Here is a 14929-nt window from a genome sequence, read left to right as displayed (position 1 = left end):
GCGATCGATTTGAAATACTGATTATCGCTCGCGAAATAACATGAGGGTTGCAACTCAACTCTTTGTTTTATTGATAGATAATAAAAATCCCCACGCTGCGCTTAGTCGAAAAATTTCATGGTTCCAGCAGCGTTTTTTTTCGGTATGCTATTTTGTGAAAGACAACGCATCTGCACGGCTTTTGGTATAAAAACTCACTCTCTAAAGGAGAAGATGATGACCAAACCTTATGTTCGTCTCGATAAAAACGATGCTGCGGTTCTGTTAGTCGATCACCAGGCCGGTTTACTCTCTCTCGTGCGGGATATTGAACCTGATAAATTTAAAAATAACGTTCTCGCGCTAGGTGATTTAGCAAAATACTTTAACCTTCCCACTATTCTCACCACCAGCTTCGAAAACGGTCCTAACGGCCCGCTTGTTCCGGAGCTAAAAGCGCAGTTTCCCGATGCCCCCTATATTGCAAGGCCCGGCAATATTAATGCCTGGGATAATGAAGACTTTGTTAATGCCGTCCGTGCAACCGGCAAGAAGCAGTTGATTATTGCGGGCGTGGTAACTGAGGTGTGCGTGGCGTTCCCGGCGCTCTCTGCCATTGAGGAGGGGTTTGATGTCTTTGTGGTTGCCGATGCCTCAGGGACGTTTAATGAGCTAACCCGCCAGGCTGCATGGGATCGCATGACCCAGGCCGGAGCGCAGCTAATGACGTGGTTTGGCGTGGCCTGTGAGCTGCATCGCGACTGGCGCAACGACGTAGAGGGGCTGGCGACGCTCTTCTCCAATCATATACCCGACTATCGTAACCTGATGACCAGCTACGATATCTTAACCAAAGGCAAAGCGTCATAGGCCTGGGCACGCTAAACCATAATAAAAAAGCGCCCGCAGGCGCTTTTTTTAACTCTGGTTCATCGTTTAGCCGATGTACTCCAGACCTTTCATGTACGGACGCAGCACCGCAGGGATCTCAATGCGTCCATCGGCCTGCTGGTAGTTCTCCAGCACCGCGACCAGGGTACGCCCTACCGCCAGACCAGAACCGTTGAGGGTATGCACCAGACGAGTTTTCTTGTCGGCTTTGCTGCGGCAGCGAGCCTGCATGCGACGCGCCTGGAAATCCCAGCAGTTAGAGCAGGAGGAGATTTCACGGTAGGTATCCTGCGCCGGCAGCCACACTTCCAGATCGTAAGTTTTGCGTGCGCCAAAGCCCATGTCGCCGCTGCACAGCAGCACTTTACGGTACGGCAGGCCTAACAGCTGCAACACCTTCTCAGCGTGGCCGGTCATCTCTTCCAGCGCATCCATGGAGTCTTCCGGACGCACGATCTGCACCATCTCAACTTTATCAAACTGGTGCATACGGATCAGGCCGCGAGTGTCACGACCGTAGGAGCCTGCTTCAGAGCGGAAGCACGGCGTATGGGCCGTCATCTTCAGCGGCAGCGCTTCCTCGTCGAGGATCTCGTCACGCACGAGGTTGGTCAGCGGTACTTCCGCAGTCGGGATCAGCGAGTAGTTGCTGCTCTCTGCCTCTTCGTCCAGAGGACGCGTATGGAAGAGATCGCCACCGAATTTAGGCAGCTGGCCGGTACCGTACAGCGTATCCTGGTTGACCAGGTACGGCACATAGTTCTCAATGTACCCGTGCTGTTCGGTATGCAGGTCGATCATAAACTGGCTCAGGGCGCGGTGCAGGCGGGCAATCTGCCCCTGCATCACCACAAAGCGGGAGCCGGTCAGCTTCACCGCCGCAGCGAAGTCGAGGCCTTTAGCCATCTCGCCCAGCGTAACGTGATCGCGGACTTCAAAATCAAACTTACGTGGCTCACCCCAGCGGCTAACTTCCACGTTTTCGCTGTCGTCTTTACCCAGCGGCACACAGTCGTCCGGCAGGTTCGGCAGGGTCAGCGCGATGTCACGGATCTCCGCCAGCAGCGTTTCCAGCTCGGCTTTGGCTGCATCCAGCTCTTCACCCAGCTTGTTCACTTCCAGACGTAACGGCTCAATATCTTCCCCACGCGCTTTCGCCTGGCCAATGGATTTCGATCGCGAGTTACGCTCCGCCTGCAGGTTTTCCGTGTTGACCTGCAAAACTTTACGACGCTCTTCAAGAGCGCGCAGTTTATCTACATCCAGCTTAAAGCCCCGGCGTGCCAGTTTTTCTGCGACTGCGTCTGGCTCGGTACGCAGCAGATTGGGATCGAGCATGCTTATCCTGTGCTTATCGAATTGATATTAGAGGGAGTGGCCGCAGACGCAGCCACAAGAATTCACAGGTAACCTTACCGCAACGCCTCAATTAGCGATAGCGTTTTGTGGGGCTTTTATTGTCCTGATCGGCCAGCCAGGCGAGCTTTTCGCCAATCTTGCCCTCAAGACCTCTGCTGGTGGGATGATAATAGCGCGTTTGTGCTATTTCGGGCGGGAAGTAGTCTTCGCCTGCCGCATAGGCGTTAGGCTCGTCATGGGCATAGCGATACTGCTGACCGTAGCCCATCTCCTTCATCAACCTGGTTGGCGCGTTGCGTAGATGGTCGGGCACATCGTAGTCCGGCTTGTCGCGGGCATCGGCCATCGCCGCTTTAAAGGCGGTATAGACGGCGTTGCTTTTAGGCGCGCAGGCAAGGTAGACGATCGCCTGGGCGATGGCTCGCTCCCCCTCTGCCGGGCCGACGCGGGTAAAGCAGTCCCATGCCGCGAGCGCGACCTGCATAGCGCGGGGATCGGCGTTGCCGACGTCTTCAGAAGCGATCGCCAGGCAGCGGCGTGCGACATAGAGCGGATCGCCCCCGGCGGTAATGATGCGGGCATACCAGTAGAGCGCCGCATCCGGTGCGCTGCCGCGTACGGATTTGTGCAGGGCAGAGATGAGATCGTAGAAGCGATCGCCTTTGTTATCGAAACGCGCGCTGCGCTCCCCGGCAATTTCGGTGAGCAGCTCGGGCTTGAGCACCCGCTTGCCGCCGTCATCGACTTCGGCCATATCAGCCATCATCTCCAGCGTGTTCAGAGCGCGCCGGGCATCGCCGTTGACCAGCTGAGCAATCGCCAGCCGGGTCTCGTCCGGCAGGACGATATTCTGCCCGCCGTAGCCGCGAGTCTTATCGCTGATGGCCTGATTCAGCACCTGCTCAATATCGTCAACAGAGAGGGATTTCAGCAGATAGACGCGGGCGCGGGAGAGCAGCGCCGAGTTTAACTCGAAAGAGGGATTCTCGGTCGTGGCCCCGATAAAGGTGATGGTACCGTCTTCAATATGCGGCAGGAAAGCATCCTGCTGGCTCTTATTGAAGCGATGGACTTCGTCCACAAACAGAATGGTGCGGCGGCCGGCATTGCGGCGCTGGCGGGCGCGCTCGATAGCCTCGCGGATCTCTTTAACGCCGGAGGTCACCGCTGAGATACGCTCGACGTCGGCGTTAGCGTAGTGAGCTATCACCTCAGCAAGCGTTGTCTTGCCGGTGCCTGGCGGCCCCCAGAGGATCATTGAGTGCAGCTGCCCGGCTTCGATAGCGCGCGGCAGCGGCTTACCCGGTGCCAGCAGATGCTGCTGGCCGATATACTGCGCTAAGTTTTCTGGCCGCATACGGGCGGCCAGAGGTTGAAACGCATTGTCTGAAAAATCGAGCGATAGATTGCTCACTCAGGCCTCTACTTGCGTTGATCGTCCACCGTTACGCCCTGCGGCGGGGTAAAGGTGAATTTAGAGGGATCGACAGCGCCATTCTGCTGAGACTGCAGCTGGTACAGGCTGCGCTGATCGTCCTGTTCAACGGCGCTGAACTGGTTAATGGTGCCGTTCTGGCTCACGTTAATGGTGAACTGTTTCAGGTTACCATTTTTGCTTTTTGGCGTGAGCACAAAGTCGTTACCGGTTTGCTTGATATTGTACTGCTGCCAGTCGCTGGTCTGGTTACGGGCGATCAGCATGAACGGCGTATTGCTGGTGGCCGCGCTGAGATTGGTGGCCGTCGCCTGCTCAACGAACGGGTTATAGAACCACAGGGTTTTGCCGTCGGAGACCAGAATGCTTTCGTCCGGCTGCGTCATGTGCCAGTTAAACAGGTTCGGGCGCTTAACCCATAAATCCCCCTGACCTTCCTGCACCGCCGCGCCGCTACCATCGGTTACTTTTTGCGTGAAGCTGGCATGGAAGCTGCCAACTTTATCGAGGCGGCTTTTCAGATCGCTGGCGGCATCAGCCCAGACGCTGCTCGCTACCAGTGAAGAGAGTAATGCACAGGTCATTGCGATTTTTTTCATTGTTAGTCCTTTTGCTACGTCTGCTACGTCGCTCCCGATCCGGGAGAACCTCTGACACTCATTGCAGGCTAAACCGGCAAAGAGTGAAAGAGGAAAAAGCTGATTTTTGACGAATTTACCCAAATTTGCACTCAGAGGCGCTACTCAAACGGCGGCGGAGCAAGCACCTCACGGTTGCCGTTATGGCCCGCCTCGCTGACGATGCCCTGGGCCTCCATCTGCTCGATGATACGCGCAGCGCGGTTGTAACCGATGCGGAACTGACGCTGAACCCCGGAGATTGAGGCTTTGCGCTTCTCGGTAACAAAGTTAACCGCCTGGTCAAAGAGCGGATCCAGCTCTTCGCCGGAGTCCAGCCCGCCGCCGCCGCCTTCGCTTTCGCTGTCGGAGGTGATGCCTTCGACATATTGCGGACGGCCGCGCGCTTTCCAGTCCTGCACCACGGCATGAACCTCTTCGTCACGGACAAAGGCACCATGCACGCGCACCGGAGCCGAGGAGGAGTTAGGCCCGGAGTAGAGCATATCCCCCATGCCCAGCAGCGACTCGGCGCCGCCCTGGTCGAGAATGGTGCGGGAGTCGATTTTGCTCGATACGGTAAAGGCGATACGCGTCGGGATGTTGGCCTTGATCAGGCCGGTGATGACATCCACCGACGGACGCTGAGTAGCCAGCACCAGGTGGATGCCGGCCGCACGCGCCTTCTGTGCCAGACGGGCAATAAGCTCTTCGACCTTCTTACCTACCGTCATCATCAGGTCAGCAAATTCGTCTACCAGCACCACGATATACGGCAGCTTCTCCAGCACCGGATGGGTAGCGTCCATGCTGTCGCCCGGCTTCCAGTACGGATCGGGGATTGGACGGCCCATGCGTGCGGCTTCAGCAATCTTCTCGTTGTAGCCCGCAAGGTTACGCACACCGAGCGCAGACATTAGCTTGTAGCGACGCTCCATCTCGTTGACGCTCCAGCGCAGGGCATTGGCGGCGTCCTTCATGTCGGTAACGACCTCGGTCAGCAGGTGTGGAATGCCTTCGTAAACCGACAGCTCCAACATTTTTGGGTCGATCATGATGAACTTCACGTCTTCCGGCGATGCTTTATAGAGCATGCTAAGGATCATGGCGTTGACCCCCACCGATTTACCTGAGCCGGTAGTACCTGCTACCAGCAGGTGCGGCATCTTAGCAAGGTCGGCAATAACCGGATCGCCCGAGATATCTTTCCCCAGCACCACAGTTAGCGGCGACGGGCTCTCGCGGAACTTGGCGCAGTCCAGCACCTCACGCAGGTAGACGGTCTGGCGTTTTTTATTCGGCAGCTCAAGGCCCACGTAGGGCTTGCCAGGGATCACTTCCACCACGCGGACGGCCACCGTTGACAGAGAACGGGCCAGATCGCGTGAGAGGTTAGAGATACGCGCTGCCTTCACGCCCGGCGCAAGGTTAAGCTCGAAGCGGGTAATCACCGGACCCGGCGAGTAGTTCACCACATCGGCTTTGATGCGGAAGTCGTTCAGGCGAGCCTCAACCAGGCGCGCCATCTGCTCCAGGGCAAAGGTATCCACCGGCTCCACTTCTGACGGCGGCCGGGTCAGCAGATCCAGCGACGGCAGCGGCGTTGTCGGCCGCTGCGTTGGGCGGCTGTCACCGTTACGCATCAGCAGCGGATGGAGTAGGCTATCCTGTGCGGCCGGCTGCGGCGGCACGGCGTCGGGTTGATGCGCAGGCTGATAGTGCTGCTGCGGCTGTTGCTGTACCGGCGCAGATGCGACAGGCTGCTGGTAGTGCGGCTGTTGCTGCACTGGCGCGGCAGGCTGCTGATAGTGCTGCTGTGGCTGTACCGGCGCAGGTGCGGCAGGCTGCTGGTAGTGCTGCTGTACAGGAGCCGACGGTGGGGCAGGCTCTTCCGGCGGCAGGGTAAAGAGCGGCTCGCTCGGGCCGTCGTCCACCAGCGTTTTCATTGGGGAAAATTCAAAGTCAGCCAGCGAGAACGGGTTTGCCGACGGCGGTTGCTCAGTTGAATAGCGCTGCTGCTGCGAGGCGGCAAACTGGCGGGCCAGCTCCGCTTCGGCGGCATCATCTTCATCATCCTGCCATTGCTCATCATGCACCGTGTCGGCGTGCACCTCATGCTGATACTCTTCGCCATAGCGCGACTGCTGGGAAGCAGCAAACTGGCGCGCCAGCTCGTCCTGATGCAGCGTATCGGCTTCATCATCGTTAAAGGACTCAGGCTGCTGACGCTCAGCTTCACGAGCGGCACGCTCTTCAGCGATACGCTGCGAAGGCAGCTTAATCCCGTAGGAGGCCAATTCACGGCGGGTCGGCACGCGTACCCGGTTAGGGCGCGGCAGCTGTGGGCCAATGCCCTCTTTGACCTGCGGACGCGGCGCGCCGCCGTCGGCCAGGCCGAAGGCAGGTGCAGCAGCAGCAGACGCGGCAGCTGTAGTCACCGCTGCCGCCGCCTGTTTAACATCCGGTACGGCTGGGGCAAAGGTCGGCTCTGCTACCGGCGGCGGCGTCATCGCAGGCGTCGCTGGTGCAGGAGCAGGAGCAGGAGCAGGAGCAAACGGCTCTGGCGCAGCGGGTTCGGGAACCGGCTGATACCAGGCAGCAAGCTGCTCGCGTTCGCGGGCGCGACGCTCCTCAACCTCTTCAAAATAGTAGAGTGGTGGACGGGTATGCTTAACCTCCTCCTCCGGCTCTGGTTCAGATACGAATTCAGGCGCGGGCACAACCGGCTCCGGCGCTGCGGCTGCGACTGGCTGCTGTTGCCAGACAGGCTCTGGTGACCAGGCTGGCTCCTGGGACCATACAGGCTCAGGCTGCGGCGCAACGTTGGCGACGTGCATCTCGGGTGGATTCTGCGCCTGCATCGGCGGAACATAGTGTTGCTGCGGCTCAGGGGCGGCAGGCTGCCACTGGGCTTCAGGGACAGGTTCAGACAGCGTTGCAGCGGCCGGGATCGGGGCCGTCTCGGTCACTGGCGGCGTTGGCATAACCGGTTGCGCTGGAGCAGCGTGCGCCTGGGCGTCAGCGGTCGCCAGCGCGGCGGCGGCAAGCGGTTCAGCCACGCTCGGACCGCTCAGCAGCGGATCGTATTCGTCATACGGCTCCCCCTGAGTAGCGCGATGGCCAGAGAAGAGCACGTCGTTAGGATCGGCGGCTACGCCCCGAGCGCTGTACTGCACCTCCTCCTCATCGTCCATGCGACGACCCGAGAAGAGCGCTTCATCGGTTTTACGGCCCAGCGGGTTAGCAAACTTCTCTGCCACACGCTTACGGCGGGCCAGTACCCCACGCATGATGCGGGTACGGCGAGACTCGCGCCGCTGCGCAGCCGGTTCATCGTCGTACTCCTCTTCATCCTCGTACTCTTCCTCATCGACCCAGGTGTCATCACGGCGGGTACGGTTGCTGGCGAAGGTGAGAATGTTGAGCAGCACGCTACCAATTTTCTCGGCGATGCTGACCCATGACCAGCCGGTGAACAGCGTCAGTCCGGCAGCCCAGACGCAGAGCAGCGCGATAGTGCCTCCGCTGCTGTGCAGCAGCGGCATCATGGTGGTACTGAGCAGGCTGCCGATCACACCGCCGGAGGCAAAGTACCAGATATCGTCGGCGTTAATGGCCGCAAGACCGCAGGAGGTGAGGATCAGGGCCAGCACGCCAATCAGGCGCAGCGAGACGGCGAAGTAGTCGATATAGTCGTCATTGGTGCGGTGCCGCCAGGCAAACCAGCAGCCGCCGACGATCATCACTGGGATGGTATAGGCCATGACCCCAAAGATGAAAAATAGCGTATCGGCAAGCCACGCCCCCGGCGCACCACCCAGATTATGGATGGGCTCATGCCATGCGGTTTGTGACCAGCTGGGATCGGAAGGGTTGAAGCTGAGCAGCGCGACCATCAGCCAGACTGCAAAAAGGGCGACAAGTATCAGTAACGCCTCAAGGAGCCGGCGTCCGCTGCTTAACTTGGTTAGTGTGACTTCTTTGTCTTCAGTATATTCCTGGCTCAAGAAAGGCTCTCCAGGTCCTTGTTGCTAAAACGGAGAACAGTGTCAGGTTGCCCCGACACTGCTGCTGTATGGATTACCAGGAGTGTAATCAAATTGCGTCGATTTTGCACCTGTTCCGTGTTAGCGGGTTTTAATAACCAGACGATTGCTCTGTTTGACCTCTTCCATCACCACATAGGTACGCGTGTCGTTGACGCCCGGCAGACGCAGCAGGGTTTCACCCAGCAGTTTGCGGTAGGCCGACATATCCGGCACGCGGGTTTTCAACAGGTAGTCGAAATCACCGGAGACCAGATGACACTCTTGAATCTCTTCAAGTTTTTGTACTGCGGCGTTAAATTGCTCAAACACATCCGGTGCGCCGCGATTCAGAGTAATCTCAACAAATACCAGAAGTGATGCATCCAGATAATGCGGGTTCAGCAGCGCTGTATAGCCCTGGATGAAACCCTGTCTTTCCAGCCTGCGCACACGCTCAAGGCACGGCGTCGGAGAAAGTCCCACTCGCTTTGAAAGCTCGACGTTAGAGATGCGCCCATCCTTCTGCAGCTCATTCAGAATGTTACGATCGATGCGGTCGAGATCTTTGCCAGGGCGCTTTTTGCTATCTACCATTATTATTGTCTCTCTGTATTCCTTCCCTACTCCTGTCTTGACCCTGTGCACTTCACTGTTCAGAGTCTTTGCCCGTCACCATACGCTCCGCATTATCATTATTTGCGCGGAGCATACTGGGGGCCTGCATTAAGAAGACGGTTGCCAGGCGCAGCCGGTAAGATTGCAAAGGGTGTCTGTCCACGCCCTGTACTATGTCACTGGTCCGGTCACTGGCCCGGTTAAGGGCATCTTTGTGCGTGATTTTTCCCCACGCGCGAAGCGCTGCTCTTGTCTTCTTCGAATGTTTTCGCAAATGCGCAGCGGATTGTCAAAGTAAAACATCTTTTTTTAGTACAACATGCCAGATATTCATCATCGACCCTGCCTAAAACTCATGTAATCCTCTTATAAAACTACCAATTTCAGTAGAATTAGTTATGGTCGCAATAAATGAAAGGTTGTAGATTATTGGCCCCGCCTATTGCACATATCGTTAACAAAACTGCCATGCCCTTTTTTTACCGCCGTAAATTCCCTACAATCCAGCCCATTGTCTGCCACCAACTATGGGGATCTCATGGGCACAGCTAAACATACTAAGCTGCTTATTCTTGGTTCTGGACCTGCCGGCTACACTGCCGCGGTCTATGCCGCACGCGCTAACCTCCAGCCGGTACTGGTGACCGGTATGGAAAAAGGCGGTCAGCTTACTACCACCACTGAAGTGGAAAACTGGCCGGGCGATCCGCACGATCTGACAGGTCCGCTGCTGATGGAGCGTATGCACGAGCACGCAGCGAAGTTTGAGACCGAAATCCTGTTTGACCATATCAACAAGGTCGATCTGCAGAACCGTCCGTTCCGCCTGACCGGCGACAGCGGTGAGTACACCTGTGATGCGCTGATTGTGGCAACCGGCGCGTCCGCCCGTTACCTCGGCCTGCCGTCAGAAGAGGCATTTAAAGGCCGCGGCGTCTCCGCCTGCGCAACCTGTGATGGTTTCTTCTACCGTAACCAGAAAGTTGCGGTCATCGGCGGCGGCAACACCGCCGTTGAGGAAGCGCTCTACCTGGCGAACATCGCCTCTGAGGTGCACCTGATCCACCGTCGCGATACCTTCCGCGCGGAGAAGATCCTCATTAAACGCCTGATGGACAAAGTCGCCAGCGGTAACATCGTGCTGCACACCCACCGTACCCTGGAAGAGGTGACCGGCGATCAGATGGGCGTGAGCGGCCTGCGCCTGCGTGATACGCAGAATGCCGACAACGTCGAGTCGTTAGAGGTCGCGGGCCTGTTTGTGGCCATCGGCCATAGCCCGAACACGGCAATTTTTGACGGTCAGCTGGAGCTGGAAAACGGCTACATCAAAGTGCAGTCCGGTATCCACGGCAATGCTACCCAGACCAGCATCCCGGGCGTCTTTGCCGCCGGGGACGTCATGGACCACATCTATCGTCAGGCGATCACCTCTGCCGGCACCGGCTGCATGGCCGCACTGGATGCAGAGCGTTATCTCGACGGACTGGCTGAACTTTCTAAATAATCTTTACAAGTCAGTAACAAAGGTAAAAAAGGCGACTATAAGTCGCCTTTATTTTTGTCCCGTTGTAACATTGCGCAGCTCAAAAATCTGACAGGCCACCTGCTAAGCGCGCAATGAATAAAACCCGTCAACAAGAATTAACCCGCTGGTTAAAACAGCAAAGTATTTTCTCCCGCCGTTGGCTGCTGGTGTCACGCCTGCTCGGCCTGGCGAGCGGTCTGCTGATTGTCGCCCAGGCCTGGCTGCTGGCGCGCATACTCAACCACCTGATCATCGAAAATATTCCGCGCGAAGCGCTGCTGATGCCGTTTATCCAGCTGGTGCTGGTGTTTGTGCTGCGCGCCTGGGTGGTCTGGCTGCGCGAGCGGGTTGGCTTTCATGCGGGCCTGCACATCCGGTATGAGATTCGCCGCCAGGTGCTCGATCGCCTGCAGCAGGCCGGGCCGGCATGGATCCAGGGGCGACCGGCAGGCAGCTGGGCGACGCTGATCCTTGAGCAGATTGACGATATGCATGACTACTACGCCCGCTACCTGCCGCAAATGGCATTGGCGGTGAGCGTGCCGCTGCTGATCGTGATTGTTATCTTCCCCTTTAACTGGGTTGCGGCGCTGATCCTGCTGGCGACGGCCCCGCTGATCCCGATCTTTATGGCGATGGTCGGCATGGGCGCTGCCGATGCAAACCGCCGCAACTTTAAGGCACTGGCCCGCCTGAGCGGCCACTTTCTCGATCGCCTGCGCGGAATGGAGACGCTGCGTATTTTTGGCCGCGGTGCGGCAGAGACGGACAATATCCGTAAAGCGTCGGAAGATTTTCGCAGCCGCACCATGGAGGTGCTGCGCCTGGCGTTTCTCTCCTCCGGCGTGCTGGAGTTTTTCACCTCGCTCTCCATTGCGCTGGTGGCGGTCTACTTTGGCTTCTCCTACCTTGGCGAGCTGAACTTCGGCCACTATGGCACCGGCGTAACGCTCTTCTCCGGTTTCCTGGCCCTGATCCTGGCCCCGGAATTTTTCCAGCCGCTGCGTGATTTAGGTACTTTTTATCATGCAAAAGCGCAGGCGGTCGGCGCGGCGGATAGCCTGAAAACCTTCCTGGAGACGCCGCTCGCTCATCCAGAGCGTGGCGAAGCAGTGCCTGACGACAGCGACGGCATCGGCATCAGCGCACGCGATCTGTGGATCACTTCCCCGGAAGGTGCGGTGCTGGCCGGTCCGCTCAACTTTACCCTGCCCGCAGGCCAGCGCGTAGTGCTGGTGGGTCAGAGCGGCTCGGGTAAAAGCTCCCTTATCAATACCCTCTCCGGCTTTCTCTCTTACCGGGGTTCGTTGCAGGTTAACGGTACGGAGCTGCGGGATCTCAACCCTGAAGCCTGGCGGCAACGCCTGAGCTGGGTGGGACAAAATCCGCAGCTTCCGGCGGCCACGCTGCGTGAAAACGTGCTGCTGGCACGCCCTGACGCCAGCGAAGCAGAGCTTAACGCCGCGCTGGAGAGCGCCTGGGTGAGTGAATTCCTGCCGCTGCTGCCGCAGGGGATTGATACTCCGGTTGGTGACCAGGCGGCACGGCTCTCAGTGGGTCAGGCCCAGCGGGTGGCGGTAGCGCGCGCCCTGCTCAACCCTTGCCAACTGCTACTGCTGGATGAGCCCGCCGCCAGCCTTGACGCCCACAGCGAACAGCGCGTGATGCAGGCGTTGAACGCCGCCTCCCTGCGCCAGACCACGCTGATGGTCACCCACCAGCTGGAGGGGCTTGCCGACTGGGATGCCGTCTGGGTGATGCAGAATGGGTCGATTGTCGAACAGGGCACCTTTGCCGAGCTTTCCGCCGCCAACGGCGCTTTTGCCGCCCTGCTCGCCCACCGTCAGGAGGAGATTTAAATGCGCGCGCTTATCCCTTTTCTCGCGCTCTATAAGCGCCATTTCTGGCTGCTGACGCTCGGCGTCGTGCTGGCCATCGTTACTCTGCTGGCGAGCATCGGCCTGATCACGCTCTCGGGCTGGTTCCTCTCCGCCTCGGCGGTAGTGGGCGTGAGCGGGTTGTACAGCTTTAACTACATGCTGCCCGCCGCCGGGGTGCGTGGCGCGGCGATTACCCGCACCGCGGGGCGCTACTTTGAGCGGCTGGTGAGCCACGACGCTACCTTCCGGGTGCTTCAGCACCTGCGCGTCTCGACCTTCAGCAAGCTGCTGCCCCTCTCTCCTGCCGGACTGGCACGCTTTCGCCAGGGCGAGCTGCTTAACCGCATCGTAGCGGACGTTGATACCCTCGATCATCTCTACCTGCGGGTGATCTCCCCGCTGGTGGGTGCGCTGATTACTATCGTAGTGGTGACCATCGGCCTTAGCATTCTCGATGCCACCCTGGCATTGACGCTCGGCGGCATTATGCTGCTGACGCTGCTGCTGCTCCCTCCCCTGTTCTATCGCGCCGGTAAGCCTACGGGCGAGAAGCTGACCACCCTGCGCGGCGAGTACCGCCAGCAGATCACCAGCTGGCTTCAGGGCCAGGCGGAGCTGACAATATTCGGCGCAAGCGAGCGCTATCGGGCGCAGATGGAGAACACCGAGCTAAGCTGGCACGACGCCCAGCGTCGTCAGTCAGAGCTTACCGCGCTGTCGCAGGCGGTGATGCTGCTGATCAACGCGGTCGCCGTGCTCGCCATGCTGTGGCTGGCGGCAGGCGGCGTTGGAGGCGATACCCAGCCGGGCGCGCTAATCGCCCTGTTTGTCTTCTGTGCGCTGGCCGCCTTTGAGGCGCTCGCGCCGGTAACGGGCGCTTTCCAGCATCTGGGCCAGGTTATCGCCTCGGCGGTGCGAATTACGCAGATCACCCAGTACCCGCCCGAGGTACGTTTTAGCGATAACCAGACGCCGCCGCCAGCGCAGGTGGCGCTGACCCTGGACAACGTTAACTTTAGCTATCCCCAGCAGCCGCAGAAGGCGCTGGACGGCCTATCGTTACAGATTAATGCCGGAGAGCACGTTGCTATTCTGGGCCGCACCGGCTGCGGTAAATCCACGCTTCTGCAGCTGCTGACCCGCGCCTGGGATCCTGCTGCGGGCGAGATCGCCATTAACGGTCAGCCGCTTGCCTCCCTGAGCGAGCTGACCCTGCGTGCGTCCATCAGCGTTGTGCCCCAGCGGGTGCATCTGTTTAGCGCCACCCTGCGCGACAACCTGCGGCTGGCCTCACCGACGGCGACGGATGAAACCCTGGCGGCAGTGCTCACTCAGGTGGGGCTGGAGAAGCTGCTTGAGGAGAGCGGGCTGAACAGCTGGCTCGGTGAAGGCGGCCGTCAACTCTCCGGTGGCGAGCTGCGACGACTGGCGGTGGCGCGGGCGCTGCTGCATGATGCCCCGCTGCTGCTGCTGGACGAACCCACCGAGGGGCTGGATGCTACCACCGAGAGCCAAATTCTTGATTTACTTGAACGTGTTACCATGGGCAAAACCGTGCTGATGGTTACCCACCGCCTGCGTGGATTATCACGCTTCGATCGCATTATTGTGATGGACAATGGTCAAATAATTGAGCAAGGTAATCACACAGCGTTACTGGCCAAACAGGGGCGTTATTACCAGTTTAAGCAGCGGCTGTAGACGACTGACCAGGCACCCGTTGCCTGGTTCTATGGATCAATCATTGTTGCGTTGCGGAGCGTTGTCGCCATGCGCCTGGTTCAGCTATCTCATCACTCTCTTGCTTTTCCCTCCCCGGAAGGGGCGCTGCGTGAACCAAACGGACTGCTGGCGCTGGGAGGCGATCTCAGTCCGGCTCGTCTGCTGATGGCCTACCAGCGGGGCATTTTTCCCTGGTTTTCACCCGGAGACCCAATCCTCTGGTGGTCCCCCGATCCGCGGGCGGTGCTGTGGCCTGACCGCTTTCACGTTAGCCGCAGCATGAAGCGCTTTCATAAAAACTCGCCCTACCGCGTGACGCTGAACCACGATTTTGGCCGGGTGATTGACGGCTGCGCTGCCGATCGCCATGAAGGTACCTGGATCACCCCCGCCGTGGTACTGGCCTACCATCGTCTGCACGAGCTGGGCCATGCTCACTCCATTGAGGTCTGGGAGGGAGACGAGCTGGTCGGAGGGATGTACGGTGTCGCCCAGGGCGCGCTGTTCTGCGGCGAATCGATGTTTAGCCGTCGGGTTAATGCCTCCAAAACCGCCCTGCTGGTATTTTGCGCCGAGTTTTTACGTCAGGGGGGCGAGCTGATTGACTGCCAGGTGCTGAACGAGCATACCGCCTCGCTGGGCGTGGATGAAATACCGCGTCGGGAATACCTTCAGCACCTCGATCGCCTGCGTCATCGGCCGCTGTCTCCCCGCTGCTGGCTGCCACGCACCTTATTTACGCCAGCCCTATGAATGTTTTCGGCATATTTTCTTCCAGAGTGCTATAATAGCGGCGCAGAGTAGCTTCTGCCTGTTGCCCCGCCGCCGCTTGGGAATAGCTCGAATCAGGTAACGCCCATCGTTTATCTTATCGC

10 protein-coding genes are annotated in these 14929 nt (G+C 58.8%); 5 read left to right on the top strand and 5 right to left on the bottom strand.

Features of this window, described 5'->3' with window-relative positions:
• The first annotated feature begins 216 nt into the window (after positions 1 to 216).
• Positions 217 to 849: an isochorismate family cysteine hydrolase YcaC gene (gene ycaC / locus RTM13_RS04235; RefSeq protein WP_312211007.1), complete on the top strand. Its 633-nt coding sequence runs from the start codon at positions 217 to 219 to the stop codon at positions 847 to 849.
• 66 nt (positions 850 to 915) lie between these two features.
• Here ycaC and serS read toward each other — a convergent pair whose 3' ends face one another.
• From serS to lrp, 5 genes are all read right to left on the bottom strand, one after another.
• Entirely contained in the window at positions 916 to 2208 is a 1293-nt protein-coding gene (serS, locus tag RTM13_RS04230; RefSeq protein WP_312210395.1) for a serine--tRNA ligase, read from the bottom strand.
• Positions 2209 to 2299: 91 nt separating this feature from the next.
• The gene (locus RTM13_RS04225) at positions 2300 to 3643 is read right to left on the bottom strand and encodes a replication-associated recombination protein A (RefSeq protein ID WP_312210393.1); all 1344 of its coding nucleotides are present in this window, start codon (positions 3641 to 3643) and stop codon (positions 2300 to 2302) included.
• Between the two features lie 8 nt (positions 3644 to 3651).
• The gene (lolA, locus tag RTM13_RS04220) at positions 3652 to 4263 is read right to left on the bottom strand and encodes an outer membrane lipoprotein chaperone LolA (RefSeq protein WP_312210392.1); all 612 of its coding nucleotides are present in this window, start codon (positions 4261 to 4263) and stop codon (positions 3652 to 3654) included.
• A 140-nt stretch (positions 4264 to 4403) separates the two neighbouring features.
• On the bottom strand, positions 4404 to 8288 hold the full coding sequence (ftsK, locus tag RTM13_RS04215) for a DNA translocase FtsK (RefSeq protein WP_312210391.1): 3885 nt from the start codon (positions 8286 to 8288) through the stop codon (positions 4404 to 4406).
• Between the two features lie 120 nt (positions 8289 to 8408).
• On the bottom strand, positions 8409 to 8903 hold the full coding sequence (gene lrp / locus RTM13_RS04210; protein WP_000228469.1) for a leucine-responsive transcriptional regulator Lrp: 495 nt from the start codon (positions 8901 to 8903) through the stop codon (positions 8409 to 8411).
• A gap of 559 nt (positions 8904 to 9462) precedes the next feature.
• Here lrp and trxB point away from each other — a divergent pair.
• The 4 genes from trxB to aat all read left to right on the top strand — a co-directional run bounded on the left by trxB (position 9463) and on the right by aat (position 14807).
• Positions 9463 to 10431: a thioredoxin-disulfide reductase gene (gene trxB, locus RTM13_RS04205; RefSeq protein WP_312210390.1), complete on the top strand. Its 969-nt coding sequence runs from the start codon at positions 9463 to 9465 to the stop codon at positions 10429 to 10431.
• Positions 10432 to 10544: 113 nt separating this feature from the next.
• Positions 10545 to 12311 carry a heme ABC transporter permease/ATP-binding protein CydD gene (gene cydD / locus RTM13_RS04200; protein ID WP_312210388.1) on the top strand — a complete coding sequence of 589 codons (1767 nt, stop codon included), beginning with the start codon at positions 10545 to 10547 and terminating at the stop codon, positions 12309 to 12311.
• Complete coding sequence (gene cydC / locus RTM13_RS04195) at positions 12312 to 14033, top strand: heme ABC transporter ATP-binding protein/permease CydC (RefSeq protein WP_312210387.1); 1722 nt, start codon at positions 12312 to 12314, stop codon at positions 14031 to 14033.
• 69 nt (positions 14034 to 14102) lie between these two features.
• Positions 14103 to 14807: a leucyl/phenylalanyl-tRNA--protein transferase gene (gene aat / locus RTM13_RS04190; protein ID WP_312210386.1), complete on the top strand. Its 705-nt coding sequence runs from the start codon at positions 14103 to 14105 to the stop codon at positions 14805 to 14807.
• Positions 14808 to 14929 lie beyond the last annotated feature (122 nt).

Origin of the sequence: Pseudescherichia sp. (genome assembly GCF_031979925.1) — a bacterium.
In the GTDB taxonomy this organism is placed as follows: domain Bacteria; phylum Pseudomonadota; class Gammaproteobacteria; order Enterobacterales; family Enterobacteriaceae; genus Pseudescherichia.
The sequence above is the reverse complement of the archived record's forward strand: the minus strand, read 5'-3'. Positions and strand labels throughout refer to the sequence as shown.

Coding starts and splice junctions, on each gene's coding strand:
- ycaC (WP_312211007.1), top strand. CDS start 217: ATGACCAAACCTTATGTTCGTCTCGATAAAAACGATGCTGCGGTTCTG.
- serS (WP_312210395.1), bottom strand. CDS start 2,208: ATGCTCGATCCCAATCTGCTGCGTACCGAGCCAGACGCAGTCGCAGAA.
- lolA (WP_312210392.1), bottom strand. CDS start 4,263: ATGAAAAAAATCGCAATGACCTGTGCATTACTCTCTTCACTGGTAGCG.
- lrp (WP_000228469.1), bottom strand. CDS start 8,903: ATGGTAGATAGCAAAAAGCGCCCTGGCAAAGATCTCGACCGCATCGAT.
- trxB (WP_312210390.1), top strand. CDS start 9,463: ATGGGCACAGCTAAACATACTAAGCTGCTTATTCTTGGTTCTGGACCT.
- cydD (WP_312210388.1), top strand. CDS start 10,545: ATGAATAAAACCCGTCAACAAGAATTAACCCGCTGGTTAAAACAGCAA.
- cydC (WP_312210387.1), top strand. CDS start 12,312: ATGCGCGCGCTTATCCCTTTTCTCGCGCTCTATAAGCGCCATTTCTGG.
- aat (WP_312210386.1), top strand. CDS start 14,103: ATGCGCCTGGTTCAGCTATCTCATCACTCTCTTGCTTTTCCCTCCCCG.